This is a genomic window from Vibrio sp. 10N.286.48.B8, assembly GCF_003050085.1.
Lineage (GTDB): Bacteria > Pseudomonadota > Gammaproteobacteria > Enterobacterales > Vibrionaceae > Vibrio > Vibrio crassostreae.
Genome location: NZ_PIGD01000003.1, coordinates 341254 through 365727, shown reverse-complemented (window position 1 = coordinate 365727; position 24474 = coordinate 341254). Strand labels below are relative to the sequence as shown.

Genomic DNA, 24474 nt, shown 5'->3' with positions numbered 1-24474 from the left:
AAGACGTTTTATTTTCTGTGCAGGCGACTCTTTAGGCTTAGGTGATTGGCTCATGACATTCATCCTTGGATTTTGCGCCCAATTCATCTTACCGTGCTTTCGAAGCCAGGTTAAAACGGTTGAACGGCCTTGAATACCATAAATGGTTTGGGCTTGTTTATATGTCATATCGCCTCTTTCTACAGCGGCGACGACCTGTAATTTAAAGCCTAGTGTGTAATCACGCTGAGTGCGCTTAACGTAGGTATTATTTGAAGTAGTCATAATTCGTCCTCAATGTGTAAACACATTTCAGGACGAGACATGTTCAATAAAAAAGCCTCTCGAAGGAGAGGCTTTGAATAAGCTAGAGCTTGTAAAAATCAGCTCAGTTCTAGTGTGCGATATCGAGTTGGTTGTCTTTCACGCCGTTAATGCGGAACCAACCTGCAATACTGAATCGCTCTGTGTTTGTCGGCAGTACCTCATGTGGGAACTGTTCAGACAAGAACACGAATAAGCGGCCTGACTTTGGTGGAATGGTAGCGATGTGATTGTCTTTTAGATCGTAAACCACAAGTTCACCGGCATCTTCTTCTGTCCACTCATCATTCATATAGAACACGGTAGTCAGGCGGCGGTTTTCATTGCCTTTGAAGCAGTCTAAGTGCTTTTGGTAAAAGTCGCCTTTTTCGTATTTAGCAAAGTGCGCTTCGTACTCGAACAGACCCAAAAAGAACGCTTGGTTTGCTGCTAAACGAATTTGCTCCATTTTGTCTAGGAACAGAGAAGCTGGCTCGCCCATGTCGCGGCGCACCCATTGAATCTTGTCACTACGAATGGTCGACTCTCGCGTTACTTCATCGTTACGGCCAATCCTAGCCTTTTTCCAGTTCTCTGGAATGCAATCCCTCAATGCCACTACTTCTTCATGCGTTAAGAAGTCATCCCAAACAAAGTAACCTTGGGTAGAAAGAGCATCGATTAATTGGTTCATGTATAGCACTCAGACAATAAATTAGAAGCGCATATATAGTCCTAATAACTTAGGTCAACAAATCGCGTATTTTGTCGTCACGATAAATGGTGCTGAATGCTTGAGTTGTATGGCTTATAGAGCAAGGTTTACGGCAATGCAGGCATTCAATAATGCTGAAAATATCGGATTAAATTGATGGTCATCTTTGGAATGTGCCCTCATTATTCTGAGTTAAATTGGTTTTGAGTTAAATTGGTTTTGAGTAACATTGGTTTTGAGTAACGTTGGATTTGAGTAATTGAGTGGATACCAATGGAAATCTTGATTCGAGTTCTCTATCCGGTTTTAGATTGTTGCTTTTAACAAAATGATCACAATTGATGGTGGGTTTGCTATTGTATAGGTCTGACCAGTTGTTTTATCACAAGGAGTGGATTTGCAACTTCATACCATCAAAGGCTATATCCAAGACATGTATCTCGTAGAGTACCCTGACAGGTTGCTCTTGCTTGATGGTGCGTGTCGAGCCGACATCCCGCATTTGAAGGCTTTCATCGAAACAGGGCTTATGCGTGATTTTGCTGATCTACATACGGTTGTGGTTACGCACATGCATCCAGACCACGCAGGGGCAGCGCACAAGCTCAGAAAGCTCACGAATTGTAATTTGGTGGCAGCAGATCGAGACAAAGACTGGTACCACGGCATCGATGGTATATTGATGCATTTGACCGATCTGGCATTGGCACGTTGGATGGCGAACCGATTGGGTAAGCCTAAAGCAAATCTGTGGTATTCAAGAAAGTTGAAGCCGGACTACAAGTTATCAGATGGTGAGAGCATTCCGGGTTTTGATGACTGGTTGGTTCTAGAAACGCCGGGGCACACTGATCGAGATCTTTCGGTTTATTGCCCATCTCACAGCGTTGCCTATGTGGCAGACCTAATGGTGGAAGTGAAAAAGAAACTGATTCCGCCTTTCCCTATCTTTCATCCTAACAAGTACCGAGCGTCAGTATCTCGTATCTATGAGATGCAGCTTGATACCTTGCTGGTGGCGCATGGTGGTCAAGTCGATTTTAGTCAGAAAGCTTTTGAACATCTGTTAATGAGTGCGCCAAGAAGGCCTGTTACACATTGGCGAGTGACAAAAGTTAAAACCAAGAAATTGTTGTTATCGATTTGGCGATTTGGTTTTCAATCTCATGGTAAATCTAAGAAATAGATAAGCTCAAAGTAAGATCGGCAACTCGAAATTAAAGAATAGAACGCAATAAGGCCAGTCATGAGACTGGCCTTATATCGTTGTGACTAACTTTAGCTATAACCTGTGGAGCGGTTACGATGACTCGGATTAGTGAGTCAGCAGGAATTCACCTGCTGGATCAACAATCACTTTGTCACTCATGCCTTGACGACCAAGCAACATCATATAAGTCATATCTTGACGGTTGCTTAGCGTGATATCGATAGGCCATTCCTGACCACCCATTTTTAGCATGGTTTCAATCACACAACGGTGTTCAACTTCACCGTTAGATGATTTGATTTTCTTACTTGTTTTCAGCTTCGCTTTGCAGCGCACAGTCTCTTCTAGGTGGTACACATCTGGATGAAGATCGAATTCCACGAAGTTCTCACCGTCTGTTTTTACACATAGTAGATTGTCTACGTGTAGAGAAGAGGTTTTAGCCCCTGTATCAACACGTGTATGTAGTCCAGTTATCCCTAACTCTGGTAAGCAAAGTGCTTCAGTATTCCCTATGATCATTTTATTGTTCATATCATTTCCAATCATGAATTAACGGTGTTAAATCAGCCTTTGCCACGAGTACGGTTAGCGTTTGGTTTTGCATTTTTCTCGATGAATTCGAAAATCATGTCTGCTACATCTTTACCTGTCGCTTTCTCGATACCTTCTAGGCCAGGAGAAGAGTTCACTTCCATTACAACAGGGCCATTCTTAGATTGTAGAATATCTACACCACATAGGTTTAAACCCATGATTTTCGCAGCATTGATTGCTGTAGCGCGCTCTTCTTTGGTTAGTTTAACCAGTTGAGCTGTACCGCCACGGTGCAGGTTAGAGCGGAATTCACCCTCACCAGCTTGACGCTTCATCGCTGCAATTACTTTGTTGCCAACAACAAAACAACGGATGTCTGCGCCATTTGCTTCTTCAATGAACTCTTGAACCAAGATGTTCGCTTTTAGGCCCATGAATGCTTCGATAACGCTTTCTGCTGCTTTGTTTGTTTCTGCTAGTACAACGCCGATCCCTTGAGTGCCTTCAAGAAGCTTGATAACCAGTGGCGCGCCACCTACGTTTTTGATCAAGTCTTGAATCTTGTCTGGGCGGCTAGCGAAACCTGTTTTTGGTAAGCCAATACCTTTACGAGACAACAGTTGTAGTGAGCGCAGTTTGTCGCGAGAACGACTGATTGCTACTGACTCATTGATACAAAAAGTGCCCATCATTTCGAATTGGCGAACAACCGCAGTTCCGTAAAAGGTAATGGAAGCGCCAATACGTGGAATAACAGCATCGTATTGAGGTAGCTCTTCACCCATGTAGCGAATCTTCGGATTGTTACTCGCGATATCTATATCACAGTGCAGCGTGTCGATAACATCGACCTGGTGACCACGTGCTTCTCCAGCCGCTTTTAAGCGAGAAGTAGAGTATAGATTTTCGTTGCGAGAAAGAATTGCGATACGCATGGCGTTTCCTTAGTTAATACCTGATTGGTAACTGCAAATAAATTAGTTGTTAGCTGAGCTTTCAGTTTTTTCTGAGGCTCCTTGCTTGCTTCGGGGCGAACCTTAAGGCTTTTTGCTTAACTAAGAAAACGAATTAAATTTGTCGAGTCGACAACAGAAATTTATCGAATGTGTGAGTGATTGGTACAACTGGGTTGAGAGGGGATTTGGAATGGAAAAGCGAGTTGAGACCTAACTCATATTGGGGGTAGGAGCATATTAGGTTGTGCTCAACTCGCGTTAACTCGGTGCTAAAAAGTGTACTAATAACGCCAGTTACATAGCTCTATAAGTGTTCGTAGTGCTTCTCTTTCGAGCTTGCTACAGGTGCTTTTTAACTTATTAAGATAGTATTTTCTCATGATGATTACTTCTCTTGTATTAGGCTGTGGTGGGAACTCAACATTCCCTGCTGACCCATTAATTATGGTTGTTTAATAGGAAGTAATAAACAGATGGATTTTTAATGGGTTGTTCCTGTTTTTGACTTTTACCGTCACTCAAAGGCAAATGTGTTGTATAATCGGCTTTATGAGGAAGGGTTATTTCTAAAAGGTTCATTATTTGTCTGATCTAAACATGATGCGTTACTACACTCGGCTGGATTCGTTCGAGCCAAACATCTCACATTCGGTGACTTTGACTGAGGTGGCAGACAAGCTGTTTACCAGTTTGCGCCATGCACGAACCTTACTCGGCAAGATGCATCAGGCTGAATGGGTGGTGTGGGAGCCAAAAGTCGGCAGGAATCAACGTTCTAACCTGACATTGCGCTTTAGCAATCAACAACTGACTCAACATGTTGCCAGCAAGCTGATAGAGCAGGGCAAGTACGAAAAAGCGCTCTCTATTTTGGATAATGACCGCGCAGTGTTTGGCTCTCTTCTCCAAGAAACATCCGGTGCGACGATGCGCGAAGGGCTGCTGCACGTTCAATTAACCTATAAACGTAAGTTTGAAGACCTGTTTCCACACCATATTCACCGCAGCAGCGAACGATTTTTGATCAGACAAGTATTCAGTTGCCTCGTCACTTGTAATGGTAAGGGCGAGTTGAAGCCTGAGCTAGCGCACCATTGGGAATATGATGCTGAGAAGTTAGTTTGGACTTTCTATTTGCGCCCAGGACTAACCTTCCACGATGGCCAACCTGTTGATGCTAAACAGTTAGTCTCGCTGTTTTCAGCCTTGCAAACCTTACCTTTCTATCAAACAGAGTTAGCTCATGTTGCTTCGGTTTACAGTGAGCAGCCGTTAAGGATCAGCTTCCAACTCACTAAAGCTGACACCGGCTTCGCAGGCTTGTTGGCTGGCGTTAAGTATTCAATTCAACCCGCAGCGCAAGTGACCCGTGAGCCGTCACCATTAAGCTCTGTGCCTCACACGGTAGTAGGCACTGGCCCATTCAAAGTGGTCGAAACCAATAATGAACGCATCAAACTCGCCGCATTTGAGCACTATTATGGTTGTCGCTCGTTAACCGATGAAGTGACCATTTGGCAGTTTGAGGAATCAATGACGGGCACTGCTCGTTTCGATGATAGCCAAATGCACGTATCGCCTTATGAAGATTCGTCTTGTTTTCACCAGTTAGGGAAAAGTGACGTAGAACTCGTTTCTGCAGATACAGACGGCCTTCGTAGCCGAGTCGAGGATGGATGCCTGTTTATCCTATTTAATCAGAACTCAGCGGCTAGCCCACTAAATAATGAGCAGCGCAAATACCTTTCAGAACTGACCAACCCACAAGCGATTTTGTCTCAGTTGGAACATAACAAGGGTTTGTTTAGCGTCTCTTTAGCTCAAAACATACTGCCAAGTTGGCAGAAATTGTATCGAACGCCTTCGAAAGAGGCTCAACTTCCGAAAAGAATGAGCATTGCGGTTTATGACTATTATGCGTTGTACCGATGTGCGATTTGCGTATCCGACATACTCAAACGATATGGCGTGGAAGTTGAGGTCAATACCTACAGCTTTCGCGAACTGGCGCTGCTCTCCCAGAGTGGCGAGTTAAAGGAGGATCTGGTGCTGTGTAACCTGAATCTCGATGATAATGCCCCGTCTTCGCTATTTTCGTGGATGATGAACGATCCTGTTTTGCACTCTGCTTTAGGAGAGATGAACAGCGACTGGCTTAAACAGCGCTTGGATAGTCATAAAGCATCCGTTGAACTGCCTAATTACTTGGCAGAGCTAGAACCTATCGCGTCTACTCTGATCTCAGATTATTGGTTAGTGCCTATGTTCCATCACTTGCAGACCGTTCGTTTCCAAGGGATTCTGAAAAACGTCGCCATCACCAACTGGGGATGGCCCGACTTCAAGAATGTATGGTCTGCTGATTAATTTCTTAACGAGTAGGATAAAGCGTTTTCAAAGTCGATTTTGGCATACTGATATGTAGGTAAAACCAAATTCTACAAAAAACGCCACCGAGTATTTGATTCGATGGCGCTTTTTCGTTTTATTTTGAAAATCAGTTCTCTAAGTTTTGCGCCATTTTTTTTGCAATTTTTCTGAATTGCTCTAACTCATCTTCAGCCATGCCTCTGGTCATTCTCTTCAGCATGTCTCGATCTATATCCGAAACTTTACTCATGACCTCTTGACCCTTATTGGTCAGAATCAATAACTGGCTGCGCTTGTCTTCTGGATTTGGAGACTTCTTCACAAGCTCTTGATTGATCAGTGCATTAACTAATCTCGTGACCTGCGCTTTATCGCGGTTTAAGTAGTGCGCGATATCGATAGCCGTACATGGAGATTTCTTAGTAATGATCTTCATGACACGAATGTTCATGGGTGCGATCTCAGAATCCAAGCTCTCAATCTGTTCACTCATTTGACGTTTCAAAGAGTGTACTAAACGAAAGATAGACTCTAACGATGTGTTATCAGACATAAACGATCCTTAGAAATATAGTTGACACTGTCAACTATTGTATTTATGGTTGATATTGTCAACTTAATTGTTCGTAAATTCAAGTTAGGAGACAGTAATGACGATGCAAACAATCACAGGCAAACACAATCACTACCGTATCACTATCGAAGAAGTGAACATCAAGGAAGATCGTGAACTGCAAACCATGCAGTTTGAAATTGAAGACAGAGAAAACATGTTCGCGATTGTAGAGAAGATCAAGCAGGACAGTGGCCTAGATGAGCAATCCGCAACGAGACTAGGTGTAAGTATTCGCTTACTGGGACCGTTGATGATGCAAGATAGAAAACACCCTCTGTTTATTGATTTCATGCCTCACTTCAGAAATTTCATGCAAAATCTTAAGAAGACGTTAAAAGGCGAGTAGCGTTTCTTCAACAATGACACATTCAACAAGCCAGTCAACCGATCATCAGGTGCTGGCTTTTCTTTTGATATATTGACTTAGCGGTATGTGTTTACTTGCGGTACATGTGACAATAAGCCTTTGAACACTTTACGGTGAAACCATCGTATGAGTGATGCAATTACCTAAACCTATTTCCAATCGTTCTAAATTTAAACGGTATATTATGACAAGTGTATTTGAGCAGGCGGCTAAAGAGTTATTAAGCCGTCGCACCGCGGGAACTAAAGCGCCAAGATTAATCGAACAATATCGCCCAACCAGTTTAGATGATGCGTTAGCCATTCAAGAATCAATGATTGAAATTCGTGCAGATAGAGTGGGGGGCTGGAAGTGTCTGTTACCTCTTGCAGAAAATAAATTTATCGTAGCGCCTATTTTCACTGACAACGTACAGCAAGGTGAAGTTTGTGAATTGTTCGCAGACACAAGCTCAGTGCTAGGCAAAGAGGTAGCCCGAGTAGAACCAGAAATCGCTTTTGTACTGACTAAGCCTTTGCCTGCGAACTTAAATGGTTACAGTGAAGCACAAATCAATGATGCAATTGGCTCTTGCCATATGGCACTTGAGTTAATTCAATCTCGCTTTGCCGATGGAATTGGTGCGGAGTTTTACGAAGTTTTAGCCGATTGCTTGGCAAACCAAGGCCTGTTTCTTGGTCCTGAAATAGAGAAAGATAAAGCGTTTACTGCTGCTAAGGTCGAAGTGGCTATAACCCAAGCTGGAAAAGTTCAGGCATTTTCTGGCACTCACCCTAACGCATTAGCTCAAAACCCTGTCTACTGGTTGATCGATACGATGACCAAGCGTGGAATCAGTTTTGAAGCGGGCGAGGCGATTATTACAGGGTCTTACTGTGGTGTGGTTGAGCTTGACTTCGACGAGCTAACAACCGTTGCTTATGATGGTATCGGAGAGTACCACGTGACTTTCACACAAAAGCGCTAAGCTATTTATAAGCTCTATTCATTAAGAAAGCAGCTCTCTAGAACTCTGCTTTGCGTATTGGCAATTTATTCTCGAAGGGCTATTTACTGGTGAGTAAATAGCCTTTTCTATTATGTGATGCTCAATAAGGTTCTTATTACTTTGCATTAAATTGGGCGTTTAGACGTCTAGACGTTGACAAGTTCTAAGTGTGACATTAGTCTGCTCTCCTTCCTGTTCTATAGCGTTGTCGTTCCATGTCCAATTCGAAAAATTCTAATGCGGTAATTGCCCCTTCGGCAGTTGCGCTTATCCCTCTGATCGTGTTCCTTGCGCTGTTTATTGGCGTAGGTACGTACTTGTCACTGCAAGGCGTCGATTTTGCTTTCTATCAGCTTCCAGCTCCGATTGCGGCTTTGCCTGCAGTGATGCTGGCGTTGTTGCTAAGCAAAGATAAATTGAACCGTGCTATCGAACAGTTCTTAAGTGGAGTAGGTCACAAAGACATTATCGCAATGTGTATGATCTACCTACTGGCGGGTGCTTTTGCGGCCGTGGCTAAAGCTTCTGGTGGTGTTGATGCAACGGTCAACCTTGGTTTGTCGGCGATCCCGACGAGCATGATCCTACCGGGTATCTTTCTTATTTCTGCTTTCATTGCGACCGCAATGGGCACATCTATGGGTACTATCGCTGCGGTTGCCCCTGTGGCACTAGGCATTGCTGACTCAGCTGGCATGAGCATTCCTCTAACCGCTGGTGTGGTGCTAAGTGGCGCTATGTTTGGTGACAACCTTTCAATCATCTCTGATACCACGATTGCCGCGACACGCTCGCAAGGCTGTGAGATGAGAGACAAGTTTAAAGAGAACATCCGCATTGCACTTCCTGCTGCACTTATCGCGATTGTTATCTTTGCTTTCAACAGCACGGCAACTCAAGTTCCTGAAACAGGCCCAATTGAATGGCTGAAAGTCCTGCCGTACATCACTATCCTAATTCTTGCGGTATCAGGCATGAACGTATTCGTTGTGTTGACGATCGGTATCTTGCTGGCGGGTGGTGTGAGTTTAGGCTCTGTTGAGAACTACGGCTTGACGGATTACGCTCAAGACATCTACGCAGGCTTTGGCAACATGCAAGAGATCTTCTTACTGTCGATGTTGATTGGTGGTTTGAGTGAGCTGATGCGTCGCCAAGGTGGATTAGCGTTTCTGACTAACCTAGTGAGCGGTTTGATTCGTGCGTTTGGTTCTTCACACTCTAAGCAAGCAAATGGCCGTGCGAGTGAGCTAGGTATTGCTGGCTTGGTATCAATGGTTAACATGTGTACTGCAAATAACACCGTAGCGATCATTGTATCTGGTAGTGTGGCTCGCCAACTGGCGGAAGAGAACAACGTGTCTCCGCGTCGTTCGGCAAGTTTGTTGGATATCTTCTCTTGTGTGATTCAAGGTGTGTTGCCTTATGGTGCTCAGGTATTGCTATTAGGTTCTGTGTTCAACCTATCTCCGCTAGAGATTGTTTCTAACTCGTACTACTGTTTTGCACTGGCTATCGTGGCTGTAGTGGCTGTGTTTATTAAACACCCGGCGCGCCAAGTGGCTCAAGCTTAGTAATAATTGACCAAACTGAGCTATCACAGGCTCTAATAAGAAGGCTCCTTAATAGGAGCCTTTTTTTGTGTTTGTAATGAACAGACTAAAAAATCTAGGCTTCCTTGTTAAAGAAGACTTTCAAGCTCACTGGCCGTTGCGACATTGCAGTAACCAAAGCCAAGCGCAGCCATGAAAGCTGCATGGACATGCGCAGCTGGAACCTCAACACCGTTGAATTCCATATCTAACGTAGTACAAGCATCATGTGCTACGTGGCATTCATAGCCAAAATCGGTTGCTGCACGAGTCACAGCATCAATACACATGTGGCTCATTGCGCCAACGATGATCAGTTTCTTAATGCCTTGATCTTTTAGTACCTTGTTCAGTTTAGTATCTCTAAAGCTATTTATTTGATGCTTTACGATAACAGGTTCACCTTCTAGAGGAGCCACGCTGTTATGGATTTGAGCACCATCAGAATTTGGTAAGAAGAAGGGTGCTTCGTTGGTTGGAAACTCATGGCGCACATGAACGATTGGCAGTTTTTTATTGCGGAATGTCTTGAGTAATTGCGCGCCTTTTTCTGCCGATTTTTCTGTTTCAGAGAGTGCCCATTTCGCACCTTCGTATGAAGGGAAGTAGTCGTTTTGGAAATCAATAAGTAGTAGTGCAGTATTGCTCATAATCGATACCTTTGTTGTTAATTTCTTGTGGTGTGGGGCTATTATGACTACTCTGTGTTTTTTATGAACGTCAAAAATGACAGACTATATGGCAATAGTGACAAAATCAGTAAAGGTTGAAATTATCGATTACCCAGGCTCTCTGCAGAGCGCTGTGTTTGGCGTGAAAGAGTTTCTGCAGATGGCAAATTCTCTTGAACCTTCGGCTGAGAAGATTCAATTCAACGTTCAGATCCAAGCGTATGACAGTGTTAGCGTATCAAACGCCGATGTCATCATACTCCCACCGAATTTAGATGGTTGTTACTATCTAGAGCCGAATGACACCTTGCTTGAATACCTGATTGAGTCTCACCAAAGGGGAGCGATACTTTGCTCAGCTTGCGCAGGCGTGTTCATTTTGGCAAAAACAGGTTTGTTAGAAGGGCGAACCGTGACCACGCACTGGCAAGCACAGCAGAAGTTTACGGAGCTTTACCCACAGATCGCAGTCGATATCGACAAAATCTTGATTGATGATGCGGATGTGATGACCGCTGGTGGTTTGATGTCGTGGATGGATTTGGCTCTGTTTATCCTAACCAAATACACAACGCCGACCAATACTCGTAATCTAGGTAAATACCTCGTGCTTGATACGGGGTTGAGAGAACAACGCTACTATCAGAGCTTTGTGCCAAACTATGCTCACGGCAATGACAAGATTGTATCGGTGCAGCGTTTTATTCAAAGGAACCATCACCTTTCGTTGTCTCTTGATCAATTGGCTGAAGAAGCGTTTATGACGCGAAGAACCTTTATTCGTCAATTTACCAAAGCGACCAGCTATACGCCGATCAATTATATCCAACATGTGCGCGTTCAAAGTGCATGTGAGTTATTGGAAAGCTCCCATAAATCGGTTGAGCAGATCAGCTACCTAGTTGGCTATGAGGACGTAAACAGCTTTCGAAAAGTCTTCATGAAAATCGTTGGCTTAACACCATCAAGATTTCGTTCTAGATTTCTCTCTGAGGAATGATTTACCATAGATTGATATTCAATATCTATCACTGGTTCGCTCAGTTACTTCGCTAATGAAGTGCTTGAAGCGGAGTGATATTTTCTCGAACTCAAACGGACTATTGATGCTTGCCATTCCTTTACCATTTGTCGCAGCGCTGTTGTTATTGATGACAGGTGTGCTGCTTCGATGCCGTTACCCACAAACCAGTCAAAAGCCATTTTGGTTTATCATTCTGTGCGCGTTAATGGTTACGGTAGTAGGCCTGCGATGGACGTTTGATATTGAGTTGTTTCGCTTCTTACAACCCATTCTCGGTGCCTGTGTTCCTGTGGCGGCTTGGCTCTGTTTCTCGGGAGCTCATCGAAGCCAATCCAGTACACATTTGCATTGGCTAGGTCCGATTGCTGTTTTAGTTGGCTCACTTTTTTATGTGCATCTCTGGGCGGGAACTCTTGATGTATTGCTGATCTTGCTCTATCTCGGTTATGGTGTCTTGCTGCTGAAGTCGTCGCTGCGAGTGCCGGAACAAGTGCGGCTAACCGATATCTCGAAAGTGTTGGTTGCTGAACGGGTTGCAGGTGTAATGCTACTATTCTCCGCTTTGGTCGACAGTGTGCTCTCTTACGATATCTTGCTGTTGAATGCGCAGCACACCAATCTGATCTTATCGATTAGCTACCTTGTCCTTATTCCAGCCATTGTGTCCGCTGTGATGGTGGTCAGTATTAGCACGCCTGCCGAAGAAAAAACCAAGCAAGTGCAGGCTTTACCTTCTATGTCACAACGCTCTCCAGAAGAGGTCGATACATCGACCACACTAGCGAGCAGCTTAGATGACGACCAAGCTGAAGAAACCGCGCAGATCATGGCTAAGTTCGATGCATTAATGAGGGGTCATCAATTATTTAAAGATCCTGATCTGTCTCTCAATCGCTTGGCACGAAAGCTAGGCATTCCTGCTCGCAAGATATCGTCTGCGGTTAATCAAACTCACCAAGAGAACATTTCGAAGGTGATTAACGCCTATCGGATTGAGCACGCTAAGACTCTCCTGATGCAAAGTGATGAAGCGATAACTGACATCTTCTTTAGTTCCGGCTTTCAGACCAAGTCCAATTTCAATCGCGAGTTTTCAAGGATAACTGGGCAAACTCCGAGTGAGTATCGAAGTTCGCCACAAGTGTTAGATTGAGTGTGTTTGCTTCCGTTTATCAATTCAGAAAGCTAATGATGTCATTTAAGATCAATTGATGTAGCTGGTCGCGTGATGTACCAATGCCATCTTTACAAATAATGCCATCTCCTGGCACTTCTTCATTCAGCATGGCTATAGCACCGGGTTTACAGCTTTGAATGAAGCTGAAATGGGTGGCTTTCTCATAGACTTTGTAGCGTCTTGAGTTCAGTGGCATGTGCTCAGCAATATAGCCAGACTCCGATGCCTGGGGGAGATCTCCTATATCTATCCCGGCCGCCAGTATCAAGGCTGGTACATTGATGCCTTTTAAGCTATTGGCTGAAAAGCTGCGAGCAAGCCCCAGGTCAAGGCTAACGACACGTTGAATCCGAGGATCTGAAAGGTCTTTTGGGTCAGGCTCTTCATCTTGGACTTTGTCTAGCCCTAGCTCTTTAGCAAGCCCACAAGTTCGTGGGTTAGGGTAGTTGAGACAATTCGCCTCAAAGGTTGGTCTATCCATTTTCGCTCCCGCCAGTTGCATCACCGTCCAACCACCTAATGAATGCCCGATTGCGCTAACATTGTCGGCGCTAGCAGACTGCTTCCACGGGGCTTCGGATAACAAGTAGTCCAGAATACGTGATACATCTCGTGGTCTTTCCCACCATTTTGCTGCTTGCTTTGGGGAGTGGTCGAAAGAGGTGGTTCCCGGATGGTCAGTGGCCGCTACGATATAACCTTGACTCGCTAGTTTGGTCGCCAGCCAGTTTTGATTGCGCCAGTTTCCTCGGTAGCCGTGCGACAGCAGTATTACTGGAAAAGTGCCAGGTTGAATGTTTGCATATTTGATGACTTGTGTGCCGATGAAGACGGGGTTATCGCCAATTAAGGCTACGCCTGATGTATCTCTTGTGGGATACCAAATGGCAGTATTTAGCGGGCGATTAGGATCGTCATTTACGGTGACTTGAGTGAATCCGACGCCGGAAGCGATGGCTGAACTGCAAAGGAAAAGTAGGGATGTGAACAGTAAATGTGTGTATTTCATGGTTTTAACTCCAATTGGGTAAGTGGAGTTAATATGCGCTAAGGCTAGGTATCACGAGACCTCAAACACGATCGAGGACGCCCTAAATCGTGTTTGAGTACCGAACCTAGCGGCCTAGCCTGGTTACCTGCCTCTAAGGCGTTTTTCTACTAGGCCGTTTCTTTCTAAACCACGTCTTACGCTGCTGCATAGCTTGCCAAAGCGGCGCAGTTCTTCGAAATTTGGCCCTTGGCCAATTGAAATACTATGTTCCCAGTACATTAACTCACTGTCGACCATCTCTAGTAGTTTCTTAGAGCAACCAGAGCAGTTACCTTTTGGGCCACAGATAAACGTCTCCGATTCGTAAAGTGGGAGCTCGTTTTTAACTTCTTCAATTAAGTTAAGCATTGCCGAGTTCAAGTCTGGCTTTTTGGGTGTAAGTGGCTTCAAGCTTGGTGCTTGAGTCGCAATTAATGGGGAAGTCAGTTTGTTAGGTTGTAAGTTCAAAGCAGCTGATGACATATCAAAGGCCTCAAGGAGAGAAGAAGGTGGGCATGCTACTCTTCACAACAAAGTGAATCTTGATGTAGTGCAATGAGCGCGGATATATACCCAAAAGAGGTAGGAGCCACAAGCGTTGTGGCTCCTTTCATTAAGACTCGTTATTCATGAGATATTTTAGAATTCGGCGTCGAACTGAAACTCCATCCACTCTTTGGTCACCGGGTGGTGCAGCGCAAGTCTTTCCGCGTGTAAGTGCAATCGGTCGGCTTTATTGCCATATAGGCCATCACCGACGATAGGCATGTTAAGGCCTTCTTCATGTGAACAGTGAACACGCAACTGGTGTGTACGCCCTGTTTTAGGGTGCAGGTAGACCTTAGTGGTTTGCTCGTTTCGCTCAATCACTTCCCATTTGGTTTCTGCAGGCTTGCCGTGTTCGAAGCAGACAATCTGACGAGGGCGGTCATACAAATCACCACGCAATGGCAGTCGAACATAGCCTTCATCTTCTGCTAGAACGCCTTCAATCATTGCCACGTATCGCTTCTCGACTTCACGAGTAATGAACTGCTTCTGCAAGCTCTTGTTCGCACGTCGTGTGAGAGCGAAAATTAGAATACCCGAGGTTGCCATGTCTAAGCGGTGAATAACAAATGGTCCTTCAACGTCGGGATGCATTTCTTGAACGCGTGTGTAGGCGGAATCTTTGATGGTTTTACCCGGCACGGATAGAAAACCTGCCGGCTTGTGTATTACAACGATGTGCTCATCTTGGAACAGAATATCCAGCTCTTTGCCTTCAGCAGGGTTCTCTAGCAATGGGTTTGGATCGACTTCTAGACCTTTCATCATATGGCCTAAAATCGGTACACACTTACTTTGGCAAGAGGCGTAGTATTTCTTGTGCTTTCGGATTTCCGATTTCGGTGAACGACCCCACCAAAATTCAGCCAATGCCAATGGTGTGTAACCATTTAAGTACGCGTATTGCAGTAATTTAGGCGCAGCGCATTCGCCAGAGCCTGCTGGTGGTATCTTGTTTGGCGTGTTTTCAAAGATCTGGTTAAGGTCTTCAACGTTTCCTTCCGCATTTTGGAAAGCGTATTGTGAAAACAGCTTGTGTTGAAGCTGATGAGAAATGTGTGCTCTTTGCTCTTTTAGCTCAGCCAGTTGAGTTGTGAAAACATCAACTTTAGCCTGCAATACTTGCAGGGTCTGTTCCCAGTTGAGTTTTAGGTACTTCTGCTGGTTCTTGTCGGCAACACTGGCCTTGTTTAACTCATTGTTCAATTGCTCGAAGGCTTGCTCATCAAGGTTTTCTTTACCTTGTTCACGTTGTTCTTTACGCGTTTTTCGGCCTTCAATAATCAATAGACGTTGAGCTTCAATTTCTTGCTCAGCTTGCGTTTTTTTCTGCGCCAGTTGCTCGCACAACTCAAGGTATTCTGCGTTAGCTTGTAGTGCTTTGAATTTTGCATTCACAGCCATCATGTCGGCAGTATCTTGATGGAAAAAACTGTCGCTGCTTAGCATGTCAAATACTGGTGGCACAAAGTGGGGCAATAGGTTCTGGTCTGCGATTTTTCCGGAGAAAGCAGAAAAGTAACCAAGCTCACCTTCAGGGCTTTTAACCAGCAACACACCAAACATTTTGCCGCGACCTTCATCAGAATCCAGCCCGAAGTCGTGTTGCCAGTCGGTTTGTGTTTCTAGATGCTGTTGAAGCTGATGAGATGCGATTTCACACAGTGGGTGTGGTTCGTAGTAGAACGGGAATGTGAAACGCTCAGGCAACGAATATGACTCGATCGGCTGTTGAAAACGAGTGAAGCAATGCTCAGGTGTGTGGCTGTTTTCTGAGTCGTGCGTTGGTTTTGATGAGTGCATAGTCGTATTAATACTTATATCGTGGTGATAAATGGTTGTGAGTCTACTGTGTATGTTTAGAGACGTTAAACACAGTACAAGGCGGCGATTCTACTCTTTATCGAAAAGCGCCTCAAATAAGAAATGGTTCTATTATTGGATAGCCAAGCGAGACGGTTAACACTGAACTCATGAGTTATGGCTTGAACGCCATTAATTGATGAGTAACTTCTCGTTTTTAATCATAGAAGACAATTTAACAAACGAAGGGTGTTAGCCTTGCCGCCCTCTTATGAAAACTAAGGTAACGTTATGATTCCACTCAATACTTCCATTGTCTCCGGTGTCGCTATTTCAGAGATCGACGGACAAATGAAAATGCTACTAATGAAGCGTGTGAAGGGCGAGTTTTGGTGCCATGTCGCAGGTTCGATTGAAGCGGGTGAAACAGGCTGGCAGGCTATCGTGCGTGAGTTTGAAGAAGAGACCCAAATTGAAGTAGAAGCTTTGTATAACGCGCAGTTTCTAGAGCAGTTTTACGAGGCGCACGTGAATGTGATTCAACTAATCCCTGTGTTTGCAGTGCTATGCCCGCCCAACCAAGCGATTGAACTGAATGACGAGCATACCGAGTACCGTTGGTGCAATCTAGAAGAGGCAAAAGCATTAGCGCCATTCCCTAACCAACATGCGGTCTACAATCATATCTGGTCGTATTTTGTCGACAAACCAGTCAATCCGCTTTACCGAGTAAAATTGAATTAATACTGGCTGTTTAAGATCTAGGACTTACCAAGGTAAGGGGTTAAAAAAGCGCTCACTTGTGTTTGGCATAACCCCACATCCACCTTCACGCCGTGTGATTCAAGGATCGCAACACCACGACCATTATTACGAGGATCTGGGTCTAGCATCGCCACTATTACGTGTTTTACACCGGCTTTAACCAATGTATTGGCGCAAGCGGGTGTTCTGCCGACAAATGAACATGGCTCTAATGTCACGTAAGCGGTAACCCCTTCCATTATTCCATCATAGCTATTCAGTGCTTCAACCTCGGCGTGGTTTCCGCCGACTTTTTGAGTGTACCCAACAGACACCACCTTATCGTTCTTCACCAAAACGCAGCCTACTGGTGGGTTTGGTTGGCAATCAGGTAAGGCTTGGCGCGAAGCTTCGAGTGCTTGCAGCATGTATTGTTGGTTCATGGTCGTTACTCAATATGACGAGATAGCGCAGCAGTTAGTTGCCACGCGCGGTTGATGAGTTGATTAGTGACTGACTTACTAAGCTACTAAGTTAGTCAGCTAACAAGTGGGGCATGGTCGATCTGATTGGACTTTTAGTCAATGGTTTTAGCGCTTGAATTTGAAAGCTAGTTAACGGTGACTAATCGTTAACTTAGGCCACTGGGTTAGCCAACCTTTGGATTGCACTCTTTGATCAAAGATATCTCGGTTACGCTTTGGGTTGGGTGTGACTTTTAAATCAAACAAGCTCTCTAAGCCAAACGCCGAATTACACTCGATATCCCCAGTGAGGCTCTGTTTTATGGCGACTGCGGTTTCTTTCTCTGGCCAGTAACTCATCGCATCCAATGAGCCTTGGTAAGGTTCATCCCCATTTCTGATGTGCATGCAGGCTTGATTGCGAACTTGCCAATTCAGTTCGGGTAACCGTTGTTTAAGCAGAGCCTCGTATCTAAGATCCGACTCGTAGGAGGTATCAATGGGATCAAAGTAGATCACATCAATATCATTGAGTGGGGTCGGGGAGGTATAACCATGTAGGTGATCCCAAACGAGGTTTCTCACAAAGCCCGCAGCGACATAACACTGCGGCAAATCCAACTGAGATACACAGTCTAAAACCTGCATTCGCAAGGGATCTTGTTTGAACAATGTGACGATGTGGTTGGCTAGCGGATGTATCATTATGATGTCGGAACATCGGTGACTTGGTAATGACGCGTCACGTTCTGGGAGATTTCACCCCATTCCGAGGCTTTTACTCGCTGTTGATGCGCTTCGAATGCTTCTTGGCTAGTGAATTCTTCATACACTTCAAAGCGATTAGGTTGAAGGGTGCTTTGACTGACTCGAAACACGATACAACCAGCTTCTTCCAGTGTCAGTTCTTTGTGCGCAACCAAGGCTTGTGTGACGGCTTCTAGGTCGTTGTCTGGCACTAGAATATGCCCTTGCAGAATTACTTTACTCATAATTACGTCCATTTAATTTTATTCACTACGGTTTTTTTCTATCAAAAGCTCTATCCGTTACAAACATAATCCCATTTTGATGTTGTGACGTATAGGCTAATGTGGCGATTATTTGTTCACATTGAATGTAGGCTTGGTTACGCTGTAACTTTCAGGGCGGTATGATTAATAAAAGATAAGACACTGGAACTAAATTCGCGTTGGTCCGGTCTATTAAATTAGTATCATTGAACTGTATTGATACTGAAATGAATTTGTCACCTGAGAGAACTAACCTTAATTTTGCACAGCGGCTCATAGGATTGAATTGAGCCATAGTTGATATCTAGGTCATACTTTGATGTAAATGGTACTCAAAACTCTATATATTTTGTGATTTGTATCATTGATCTGGGCATCAAACACCGTTAGATTCGAATGGTTGGCAATAAAAATAGCTCATGAAGAGCAGTTAAAGAAAAGGAAATATCCCTTATGAAAAAAATGAGAAGAGCACAGCTTCATCGCGTTCGTATCCAATACTGGAAAGACACGTCAAAAGAAGCATCAAAGAAATAAGCTTTAAATCGTAAAGCTTTAAAAGCTGAAAAGCTTAATCAAGTGTAAAACGCAACAAACCGATTTCATTAGCACTCTTAAGGACCTTCATCTGGTCGGCGACTAAAGAAATCATCCCTAAAGAGCTGGCAGGCATTAACAACAATGCAATTTAATGTCAGCTCATTAATACCTCCTCTTAGACTCTCTTGTTTCTTCACTCGGTTACTCCCAATTAAATCCCTTTGTCCTTGTTACCCATCCCTGTATTAGCAAAGTCGTGATCAAAAAAAGCTCCCGATTTCTCAGAAGCTTTGATTTAGATTTTGATATCTGATGTGACTGCCCGATAAAGGCTCGTGCTTAGGGTCTGACTCTAGCGTTGGAACAGCGTCTTCAAGCTCACATCATCCGTTCTATTTAGCTTTAGGCTCAGCAGATAACCGCCAACACCAATCAGTGCGTAAATACTTAAAGATAAAATAGGCGCTTCTGCAATCGCGCTTAATGGGTTACTTGCTATGAGCACATTCATTGGCAGTGATGCGATGAGAGATAGGAAGTCATTGATGCCATAGAACCCAAACACGGCGACAGAGAGGAACTTAATCGCATAGCTTGAGATGAAAATGACAAGTAATGGAGAGTTTACCAACTGCGAAATCGCTAGGGTAACGGTTGCCAGTGGTAATAAAACCAGTGCAACTAACAGCATTCGCCCAAAGAACACCACCCAGTTACTCAGCACATAAAATAGAGATTGCTGTTCAACCAGTAGCGCCAATTGTTGTTCGCTTGAGATGTTCAATATCCAGAATAGGAAATCGGCGAACAGCACGAGCAACGCACAGATAGCCGGAATAACCACTAAACCGAAACCTAACTTCACGCCGTGAGTCATTGCATTAGATACTGGCATACTTCTCCAAAACATCGAACTGCCTTCTTGGCGCTCTTTACGCAGCGTTTTAGGGATGTAAAGTGTCGACAGGATCAGTGAAATCAGACCCGCGCCAAAGTAGATCACCGAGTTGAGATCTTGCGCGAACTCTCTATGGATGTCGCTCACGTCACCGTTCACTTGCATTTCGAAGAAAAACTCATGCTGCGCAGCGCCATTAAAAAACAGACTAACGAACAGCAAGAAACCACATAACGCGACAAATAGAGGTAATCGAGTATTAATTTTGTGCTCGATGAGTTCTTTTTCTAGCATATAAAAACTTGGATGCATTATGCCTTCTCCGTTTGTGTTGCAAGGAATAGATCTGCGAGGCCAACATTGTAGATAGTGCCCATCGGCTCAACCTGCGCTTTGTATTGACCTTCCAATAACCACTTAGTAGTTCCTAGCCCTGGCTGTGAGGTTAGCGGATTGAGCTTCTGGATCTCGCTTGAATGGTTGTTTGCAAGTTCGATAATGAAATAGTCGTTCTCGATGTCTTCCATGCTCTTTTGCAGCACACAATGGCCTTGCTTTAAAATCAGCACATCCGTTAATAAGTGTTCAATCTCTGAAACCTCATGGCTTGCAATGATCATGGCGCGTTCGCCGTCGTGGAACCACTCTAGTAGGTGGCGATAAAAAGTATCGCGGTACAGCAAATCGAGACCCAACGTTGGCTCATCTAAGATCAATACTTGAGTATCGGTTGCGATGATGATCGCAAGGTGAAGTTGTACCTTCATTCCTTTAGAAAGCTGTTTGATAGTGGAAGATAGCTTGATGTTGGTGCTGCTTAATGTCTGTTCTGCTTTTTGCTTGTTGAAGCTTGGGTGGACACCTTGGGTGTAACGAAGCAGTTGTTTAACGGTCATCCACTCGGGTAATACGTTAACGTCTGAGATGTACGACAAGTGCAGCATGAGTTCTGCATGCTGGTGGATAGGGTGGTAACCGTTAACCTCAATCTCACCTTGATAGCTGTGTCCGCCAAGCAGAGACTTGATGAGAGTTGATTTACCCGCGCCATTGTGGCCTAGAAGGCCAAGCACTTGCCCCGGCTTTAACTCAAAGCTGATGTTCTCGACACCCACTTGATTTGAATAGGTTTTGGTTACGTTTTTCACGGAAAGTAAAGTACTCATGACTTGTCCTTTATATGTTGTGCTAGCTGTTTCACAAGTTCTTCGACACTCATATCAATGATGCTTAGCGTCTCAGCGATGGCTGGGATCTGTGTATTGATGAATGATTGGTGTGCAGACTCTTTCAATTTTTGAAGTGCCCCTTCGGCCACATACATGCCTTGGCCGCGTTTTTTCTCTACCAAGCCTTCATCCACCAGTAACTGGTAGCTTTTCATGACAGTAAGGTGGTTGATCTTGAGATCAGCAGCAACGGCACGCACCGAAGGCAATGCTTGTTGCTCTAACCAAACACCTTGAAGAATTTGGTCACTGATCTTCGTAGCAAGCTGCCTAAAGATCGGTTGGTCGTCTTTCCATTCGGTCATAATTAAAACTGCATGGTGATATACATGTGTATAACACTAACCTAATTCCCAAGATAGACAAGCTTTTTCTATAAATTAGCTGAATGTTAACTTTTATGGTTGGATAAAGCATGTTTGGCGGAGAGGGTACTTGAAGCCTACATCCTTGTGGGCTCTCAAGCAGCTGTATGAGCGATTATTATTTGAATAGGGAATAGTTGCTCATCAAGATTCTTATTAGGGTGGGGCTATTGTTCCTTTGACTCATTAGGCCGGCTATATAGGTAACCTTGATGCAGGTTGTAGCCCAACTGACACAGGATATATTGCTGCCTGCGCGTCTCGACACCTTCATAAATCATTGTGATATTTGATAGGCGTCCAATCTCCGATATATTAAGCAACACGCCTTGATGGTGCTCTCCTGACTCGATATCCTTAACAAAACAGCGATCCAGTTTTAGATAGGTAGGAGAGATGACATTGATGATTTCGATGTTGTTATTGCCCGTACCAAAGTCATCCAATGCGATGGTGATCCCTAGCTTTTTGATCGCCTTGATGTTGTCTATCACTTCACATCCATATCCAATGTTTGAGTATTCAGTTATCTCAACCACAAATTCATTCGCTTCCATCGCATCCAAATGCACTTTGAGCTTTGAAAAGTTATTCCCGACTAAAGCACTTGGGCAGACGTTGACACCGTAAACCTCATGGCTGTTGTTCAACTTGGCGTTTCTGACCGTTTCGATAAGTAAAATCGTATGAAATGTCAGTAGGTTGGTGCGTCTCATCGTGTTGATGAAGCTTAAAACGCCGACGTTACGTACACGAGATAGCAATTCGTAATATAAAACGCTGTTGTCTTCAGTGTTGATGATGGGCTCTTCTTCAAAGGAGATGTGTTGCCAACGACACAGATAGATCACAAAGCCCAGAATATAAGAGCGATAAAGCAGCGTGGCGGTTATCAGAGAAAGCGCAATCCACAACGCAACAATATCGTCACTGAAGAAGGTGATGGTTGCGCCAGTTGGCAGGGATGTTTGATAAATAACTTTACTCTCTTCGCCAAGATTTAAGATGTAGTAACCATTCTTCTGGATGGAGATAGAATCGACTAATAGAGGCAATAGTGAGTTCTTGTATCGAGCTTCGATAGAGCGTTTAGATATTCGAGCAACCATCTCTATGTCGTGTTCGGTATCTATGAAGCGTGAATAGGCAAAGTCAGCACTATCGTAGAAGTCGTCTGCTTGATCGAGCTCTATCATTTTTGAACGTGTTTTAGAGATATAGCATGAGCCATGAGGTGTTGCCATGACGACAGAATCAAGGTTGAGCGAGTGCCTTAGCGAGTGCACTGCACCTTGGCTATCACAACCGTAGTCCATGACCTCTGCTGCAATATGTTTGGTGTTTTCACTGTATTCATTCGCAATCTTCGTTGTATAAAGGATTTGGAAAAAGTAGACAACGAACAGGAAAAAAGAAGAGATGGTGAACACGGTTATCAGAGCCTTGATCAGCTCTCGATGATAGGTGTTGAACATCAGTTTCAACATCTCGACCTGGCTGGGCTTGAATTGGTTGATGTCGTACTTTGGTGCGATACGGTTGGTTGAGCTTTTATCGAGGTCGATAAAGTAACCTACCTTATAAAGGTTAGAGATAAGTTCACTATTATTATCAACCTTCGCTTTTTTGCATAAGCTTCGATATTTCTTTCTTATAGAAGCAATAATGTTTTTTAACGCGTATAAGCTAAACTCTTCGTCAAAGTGTAATTTAAAAGATTCTTCAACATCTCGTGCAGATTGAGGGTTTGATATTGATGAGTGTTCAATAAGATATTTGAAAACAAAACTCTCTTTACTATTAAGAGTTTCCTCTGATATCTTATTACTGTCTCTTTTTATATATATTTTTTCTTTATTATATATCAGTTGCAAGCTCTCATTATTGTTATTTATATTGAAAGAACAGTGCATAGCTCAACTCCTAAGCGATAGTTATTATATTGGCGTGATGGATATGTGATGGTGGGATTGTCATTCAACACAAGAGTTCGATCTAAATAATATAACCAAAATGTCACCATTTTCTCTTAAGATGTTGATACTAATCGCAGAATTTGGGCTTGAATGAAAGGTTATGGAGATGTTCACCCAAAAGTTGAATTTATAAATGAAAGCCAATGATTTACAAGGGGTAAAGGGGATTTATCCATTTGTTTTGGTATTTATCCATTTCACAGCTTCTATGCGGCAGGTTTAGCGACTGGATTTAGAGGTTTCCAATGTAGCTTCTGGTGGTATTCATTCAGCTTATCGATGTGTCAGATTTATCAGAATTTTTCAGGATAAAATTAAATTATGTCAGTTTATGTGATATTAATATAATTTAAACGGCTTATTGTTTTGGTGATTTAATTAAAGTATTCAATGATAGAATTAATTATATTTGTTTAATAATTGATTTTAATTTATTCTATTACGAATTTTAAATAGTGAAAATTTAAGATGGGATATTTAAAATAGGGAAAGGGTGACGTTTATCATAAGGTGTTGATTAAAGGATTTTAATGGGATTATTATTGACATATGTATCAAATGTGTGTGCATGTAAATATTCATCGGCTAGTGATGAAAATAAGATATGAATGAGGTTGGTGTTATAACATGAGCACTGCCTAAAAGTGTAAGCAGCAACAAGTTAGATCAATTAGTATTATTTTTGAGCAAATGTTAGCGTAACCACATGATATTCAAAGATCTGCTGTGGTGGATTTGTGTTAACTATAGAAAGCGTGCAATCGTTGAGTATTTAACATGCACCGTCAAGAACGACGATTTGCGGTTCTTTTTCCGGTTGATAGAGTACCTGGCAAAAATCGCCGACAGGTGAATAGGTGTAACTCTCCGTATCAAAAGAGATAGCGGCAACTCTTTCTGCATTGCTGCCAGAGTCTACTTCTTTGTTGATTACATGAAGCTCTGTTGCGTCGATATTGAGCAGTCTTCTTAGTGAGTCAACATAGGCGATTGGATAGCCGTGGCAGACGTAGTAGGTCTCAATCTCGGTTTTTTCAATGTAGTCACATTCTCCCTCCACACCAGCAATCGCAGACTTCGCATAAATCATGTCGATACCCGTGCGAAGGTTGCCAGCCACATCGTGTATTTTGCTCGCGCGAGCATTACCTTGAACGTCTAAGAACTTGACCATAGCTGTAGCCGAAACGATCGCTAAGATTAATACAGAGATGATCAGTTCTAAGAGAGTGAAGCCGTTTTGTCTGTTCATGTTTACCGATGATTTGCTCTGCTAAAGGGACGGAATGAGAGTAATCTAAATACCAAAGTCATTACAGTTAGTAGGTATAATGGTTTGGTGTTTTATTGGGTTGATT

The 24474-nt window shown here is 43.6% G+C and carries 24 protein-coding genes and 1 pseudogene; 8 read left to right on the top strand and 17 right to left on the bottom strand.

The genetic code is table 11. From position 1 onward, the window contains the following. Both CWO08_RS06325 and CWO08_RS06320 read right to left on the bottom strand, forming a co-directional pair. Nucleotides 1–264: pseudogene (locus CWO08_RS06325) on the bottom strand (IS3 family transposase); the annotation flags it as partial. Nucleotides 265–373: 109 nt separating this feature from the next. Beyond that, nucleotides 374–976, bottom strand: a complete 603-nt coding sequence (locus tag CWO08_RS06320; RefSeq protein WP_108020116.1) for a 2OG-Fe(II) oxygenase — start codon at nucleotides 974–976, stop codon at nucleotides 374–376. A gap of 418 nt (nucleotides 977–1394) precedes the next feature. Between CWO08_RS06320 and CWO08_RS06315 the strand changes: the two genes are divergently transcribed. Further along, nucleotides 1395–2183 (top strand): MBL fold metallo-hydrolase, encoded by a 789-nt coding sequence (locus CWO08_RS06315; RefSeq protein WP_108020115.1) that lies wholly within the window; start codon nucleotides 1395–1397, stop codon nucleotides 2181–2183. A gap of 129 nt (nucleotides 2184–2312) precedes the next feature. On the opposite strand, the gene CWO08_RS06310 is transcribed toward CWO08_RS06315, so the two are convergent. Together CWO08_RS06310 and rimK are read right to left on the bottom strand one after the other, a co-directional pair. Then, the gene (locus tag CWO08_RS06310) at nucleotides 2313–2741 is read right to left on the bottom strand and encodes a RimK/LysX family protein (protein ID WP_048661634.1); all 429 of its coding nucleotides are present in this window, start codon (nucleotides 2739–2741) and stop codon (nucleotides 2313–2315) included. Between the two features lie 32 nt (nucleotides 2742–2773). Further along, nucleotides 2774–3679: a 30S ribosomal protein S6--L-glutamate ligase gene (gene rimK, locus CWO08_RS06305; RefSeq protein ID WP_019824669.1), complete on the bottom strand. Its 906-nt coding sequence runs from the start codon at nucleotides 3677–3679 to the stop codon at nucleotides 2774–2776. A gap of 603 nt (nucleotides 3680–4282) precedes the next feature. Between rimK and CWO08_RS06300 the strand changes: the two genes are divergently transcribed. Beyond that, nucleotides 4283–6067, top strand: coding sequence for an SgrR family transcriptional regulator (locus CWO08_RS06300; RefSeq protein WP_108020114.1), 1785 nt, complete (start codon nucleotides 4283–4285; stop codon nucleotides 6065–6067). A 130-nt stretch (nucleotides 6068–6197) separates the two neighbouring features. Here CWO08_RS06300 and CWO08_RS06295 read toward each other — a convergent pair whose 3' ends face one another. Continuing rightward, complete coding sequence (locus CWO08_RS06295; RefSeq protein WP_108020113.1) at nucleotides 6198–6623, bottom strand: MarR family winged helix-turn-helix transcriptional regulator; 426 nt, start codon at nucleotides 6621–6623, stop codon at nucleotides 6198–6200. Nucleotides 6624–6726: 103 nt separating this feature from the next. On the opposite strand from CWO08_RS06295, the gene CWO08_RS06290 reads away from it, so the two are divergent. The 3 genes from CWO08_RS06290 to CWO08_RS06280 all read left to right on the top strand — a co-directional run bounded on the left by CWO08_RS06290 (nucleotide 6727) and on the right by CWO08_RS06280 (nucleotide 9615). Further along, on the top strand, nucleotides 6727–7032 hold the full coding sequence (locus tag CWO08_RS06290; RefSeq protein WP_048661639.1) for a DUF3861 domain-containing protein: 306 nt from the start codon (nucleotides 6727–6729) through the stop codon (nucleotides 7030–7032). Nucleotides 7033–7237: 205 nt separating this feature from the next. Then, nucleotides 7238–8020: a 2-keto-4-pentenoate hydratase gene (locus tag CWO08_RS06285; protein ID WP_102431339.1), complete on the top strand. Its 783-nt coding sequence runs from the start codon at nucleotides 7238–7240 to the stop codon at nucleotides 8018–8020. Nucleotides 8021–8256: 236 nt separating this feature from the next. Next, nucleotides 8257–9615 carry a Na+/H+ antiporter NhaC family protein gene (locus CWO08_RS06280; protein WP_102431340.1) on the top strand — a complete coding sequence of 453 codons (1359 nt, stop codon included), beginning with the start codon at nucleotides 8257–8259 and terminating at the stop codon, nucleotides 9613–9615. A gap of 107 nt (nucleotides 9616–9722) precedes the next feature. On the opposite strand, the gene CWO08_RS06275 is transcribed toward CWO08_RS06280, so the two are convergent. Continuing rightward, on the bottom strand, nucleotides 9723–10283 hold the full coding sequence (locus tag CWO08_RS06275) for a cysteine hydrolase family protein (protein WP_048663280.1): 561 nt from the start codon (nucleotides 10281–10283) through the stop codon (nucleotides 9723–9725). 88 nt (nucleotides 10284–10371) lie between these two features. On the opposite strand from CWO08_RS06275, the gene CWO08_RS06270 reads away from it, so the two are divergent. Beyond that, the gene (locus tag CWO08_RS06270) at nucleotides 10372–11304 is read left to right on the top strand and encodes a GlxA family transcriptional regulator (RefSeq protein ID WP_108020122.1); all 933 of its coding nucleotides are present in this window, start codon (nucleotides 10372–10374) and stop codon (nucleotides 11302–11304) included. A 106-nt stretch (nucleotides 11305–11410) separates the two neighbouring features. Further along, nucleotides 11411–12481: an AraC family transcriptional regulator gene (locus CWO08_RS06265; protein WP_108020112.1), complete on the top strand. Its 1071-nt coding sequence runs from the start codon at nucleotides 11411–11413 to the stop codon at nucleotides 12479–12481. Between the two features lie 19 nt (nucleotides 12482–12500). On the opposite strand, the gene CWO08_RS06260 is transcribed toward CWO08_RS06265, so the two are convergent. From CWO08_RS06260 to CWO08_RS06250, 3 genes are all read right to left on the bottom strand, one after another. Continuing rightward, nucleotides 12501–13514 carry a serine aminopeptidase domain-containing protein gene (locus tag CWO08_RS06260; protein ID WP_102431342.1) on the bottom strand — a complete coding sequence of 338 codons (1014 nt, stop codon included), beginning with the start codon at nucleotides 13512–13514 and terminating at the stop codon, nucleotides 12501–12503. Between the two features lie 123 nt (nucleotides 13515–13637). Further along, nucleotides 13638–14018, bottom strand: coding sequence for a hypothetical protein (locus CWO08_RS06255; RefSeq protein WP_102431343.1), 381 nt, complete (start codon nucleotides 14016–14018; stop codon nucleotides 13638–13640). A 156-nt stretch (nucleotides 14019–14174) separates the two neighbouring features. Further along, the gene (locus CWO08_RS06250) at nucleotides 14175–15887 is read right to left on the bottom strand and encodes an RluA family pseudouridine synthase (protein ID WP_102431344.1); all 1713 of its coding nucleotides are present in this window, start codon (nucleotides 15885–15887) and stop codon (nucleotides 14175–14177) included. 291 nt (nucleotides 15888–16178) lie between these two features. Between CWO08_RS06250 and CWO08_RS06245 the strand changes: the two genes are divergently transcribed. Next, nucleotides 16179–16631 carry an NUDIX pyrophosphatase gene (locus tag CWO08_RS06245; RefSeq protein ID WP_102431345.1) on the top strand — a complete coding sequence of 151 codons (453 nt, stop codon included), beginning with the start codon at nucleotides 16179–16181 and terminating at the stop codon, nucleotides 16629–16631. Between the two features lie 17 nt (nucleotides 16632–16648). Here the strand turns inward: CWO08_RS06245 and CWO08_RS06240 are convergent, their stop codons facing one another. The 8 genes from CWO08_RS06240 to CWO08_RS06205 all read right to left on the bottom strand — a co-directional run bounded on the left by CWO08_RS06240 (nucleotide 16649) and on the right by CWO08_RS06205 (nucleotide 24368). Next, nucleotides 16649–17074: a bifunctional diaminohydroxyphosphoribosylaminopyrimidine deaminase/5-amino-6-(5-phosphoribosylamino)uracil reductase RibD gene (locus CWO08_RS06240; protein WP_102478942.1), complete on the bottom strand. Its 426-nt coding sequence runs from the start codon at nucleotides 17072–17074 to the stop codon at nucleotides 16649–16651. 171 nt (nucleotides 17075–17245) lie between these two features. After that, nucleotides 17246–17800 carry a nucleotidyltransferase family protein gene (locus CWO08_RS06235; RefSeq protein ID WP_102478943.1) on the bottom strand — a complete coding sequence of 185 codons (555 nt, stop codon included), beginning with the start codon at nucleotides 17798–17800 and terminating at the stop codon, nucleotides 17246–17248. Further along, on the bottom strand, nucleotides 17800–18087 hold the full coding sequence (locus tag CWO08_RS06230; RefSeq protein WP_048661558.1) for a putative quinol monooxygenase: 288 nt from the start codon (nucleotides 18085–18087) through the stop codon (nucleotides 17800–17802). Before CWO08_RS06230 ends, CWO08_RS06235 begins: the two co-directional genes overlap by 1 nt. A gap of 913 nt (nucleotides 18088–19000) precedes the next feature. Then, entirely contained in the window at nucleotides 19001–19858 is an 858-nt protein-coding gene (locus CWO08_RS06225) for a hypothetical protein (protein WP_102431349.1), read from the bottom strand. Continuing rightward, nucleotides 19858–20712 (bottom strand): ABC transporter ATP-binding protein, encoded by an 855-nt coding sequence (locus tag CWO08_RS06220; RefSeq protein WP_048661560.1) that lies wholly within the window; start codon nucleotides 20710–20712, stop codon nucleotides 19858–19860. Before CWO08_RS06220 ends, CWO08_RS06225 begins: the two co-directional genes overlap by 1 nt. Then, a complete protein-coding gene (locus CWO08_RS06215; protein ID WP_048661561.1) occupies nucleotides 20709–21080 on the bottom strand; it encodes a GntR family transcriptional regulator in 372 nt (123 codons plus the stop codon). Before CWO08_RS06215 ends, CWO08_RS06220 begins: the two co-directional genes overlap by 4 nt. Before the next feature lie 227 nt (nucleotides 21081–21307). Further along, nucleotides 21308–23053, bottom strand: coding sequence for an EAL domain-containing protein (locus CWO08_RS06210; RefSeq protein WP_102530211.1), 1746 nt, complete (start codon nucleotides 23051–23053; stop codon nucleotides 21308–21310). Nucleotides 23054–23888: 835 nt separating this feature from the next. Next, nucleotides 23889–24368: a type II secretion system protein gene (locus tag CWO08_RS06205; RefSeq protein ID WP_102432658.1), complete on the bottom strand. Its 480-nt coding sequence runs from the start codon at nucleotides 24366–24368 to the stop codon at nucleotides 23889–23891. Between the last annotated feature and the right edge of the window lie 106 nt (nucleotides 24369–24474).

Excerpts from the sequence above, each read along its gene's own strand:
- CWO08_RS06320 (WP_108020116.1), bottom strand. The coding sequence starts at position 976 with ATGAACCAATTAATCGATGCTCTTTCTACCCAAGGTTACTTTGTTTGG.
- CWO08_RS06310 (WP_048661634.1), bottom strand. The coding sequence starts at position 2,741 with ATGAACAATAAAATGATCATAGGGAATACTGAAGCACTTTGCTTACCA.
- rimK (WP_019824669.1), bottom strand. The coding sequence starts at position 3,679 with ATGCGTATCGCAATTCTTTCTCGCAACGAAAATCTATACTCTACTTCT.
- CWO08_RS06295 (WP_108020113.1), bottom strand. The coding sequence starts at position 6,623 with ATGTCTGATAACACATCGTTAGAGTCTATCTTTCGTTTAGTACACTCT.
- CWO08_RS06290 (WP_048661639.1), top strand. The coding sequence starts at position 6,727 with ATGCAAACAATCACAGGCAAACACAATCACTACCGTATCACTATCGAA.
- CWO08_RS06285 (WP_102431339.1), top strand. The coding sequence starts at position 7,238 with ATGACAAGTGTATTTGAGCAGGCGGCTAAAGAGTTATTAAGCCGTCGC.
- CWO08_RS06280 (WP_102431340.1), top strand. The coding sequence starts at position 8,257 with ATGTCCAATTCGAAAAATTCTAATGCGGTAATTGCCCCTTCGGCAGTT.
- CWO08_RS06275 (WP_048663280.1), bottom strand. The coding sequence starts at position 10,283 with ATGAGCAATACTGCACTACTACTTATTGATTTCCAAAACGACTACTTC.
- CWO08_RS06270 (WP_108020122.1), top strand. The coding sequence starts at position 10,372 with ATGGCAATAGTGACAAAATCAGTAAAGGTTGAAATTATCGATTACCCA.
- CWO08_RS06265 (WP_108020112.1), top strand. The coding sequence starts at position 11,411 with ATGCTTGCCATTCCTTTACCATTTGTCGCAGCGCTGTTGTTATTGATG.
- CWO08_RS06260 (WP_102431342.1), bottom strand. The coding sequence starts at position 13,514 with ATGAAATACACACATTTACTGTTCACATCCCTACTTTTCCTTTGCAGT.
- CWO08_RS06255 (WP_102431343.1), bottom strand. The coding sequence starts at position 14,018 with ATGTCATCAGCTGCTTTGAACTTACAACCTAACAAACTGACTTCCCCA.
- CWO08_RS06250 (WP_102431344.1), bottom strand. The coding sequence starts at position 15,887 with ATGCACTCATCAAAACCAACGCACGACTCAGAAAACAGCCACACACCT.
- CWO08_RS06245 (WP_102431345.1), top strand. The coding sequence starts at position 16,179 with ATGATTCCACTCAATACTTCCATTGTCTCCGGTGTCGCTATTTCAGAG.
- CWO08_RS06240 (WP_102478942.1), bottom strand. The coding sequence starts at position 17,074 with ATGAACCAACAATACATGCTGCAAGCACTCGAAGCTTCGCGCCAAGCC.
- CWO08_RS06235 (WP_102478943.1), bottom strand. The coding sequence starts at position 17,800 with ATGATACATCCGCTAGCCAACCACATCGTCACATTGTTCAAACAAGAT.
- CWO08_RS06230 (WP_048661558.1), bottom strand. The coding sequence starts at position 18,087 with ATGAGTAAAGTAATTCTGCAAGGGCATATTCTAGTGCCAGACAACGAC.
- CWO08_RS06225 (WP_102431349.1), bottom strand. The coding sequence starts at position 19,858 with ATGCATCCAAGTTTTTATATGCTAGAAAAAGAACTCATCGAGCACAAA.
- CWO08_RS06220 (WP_048661560.1), bottom strand. The coding sequence starts at position 20,712 with ATGAGTACTTTACTTTCCGTGAAAAACGTAACCAAAACCTATTCAAAT.
- CWO08_RS06215 (WP_048661561.1), bottom strand. The coding sequence starts at position 21,080 with ATGACCGAATGGAAAGACGACCAACCGATCTTTAGGCAGCTTGCTACG.
- CWO08_RS06210 (WP_102530211.1), bottom strand. The coding sequence starts at position 23,053 with ATGCACTGTTCTTTCAATATAAATAACAATAATGAGAGCTTGCAACTG.
- CWO08_RS06205 (WP_102432658.1), bottom strand. The coding sequence starts at position 24,368 with ATGAACAGACAAAACGGCTTCACTCTCTTAGAACTGATCATCTCTGTA.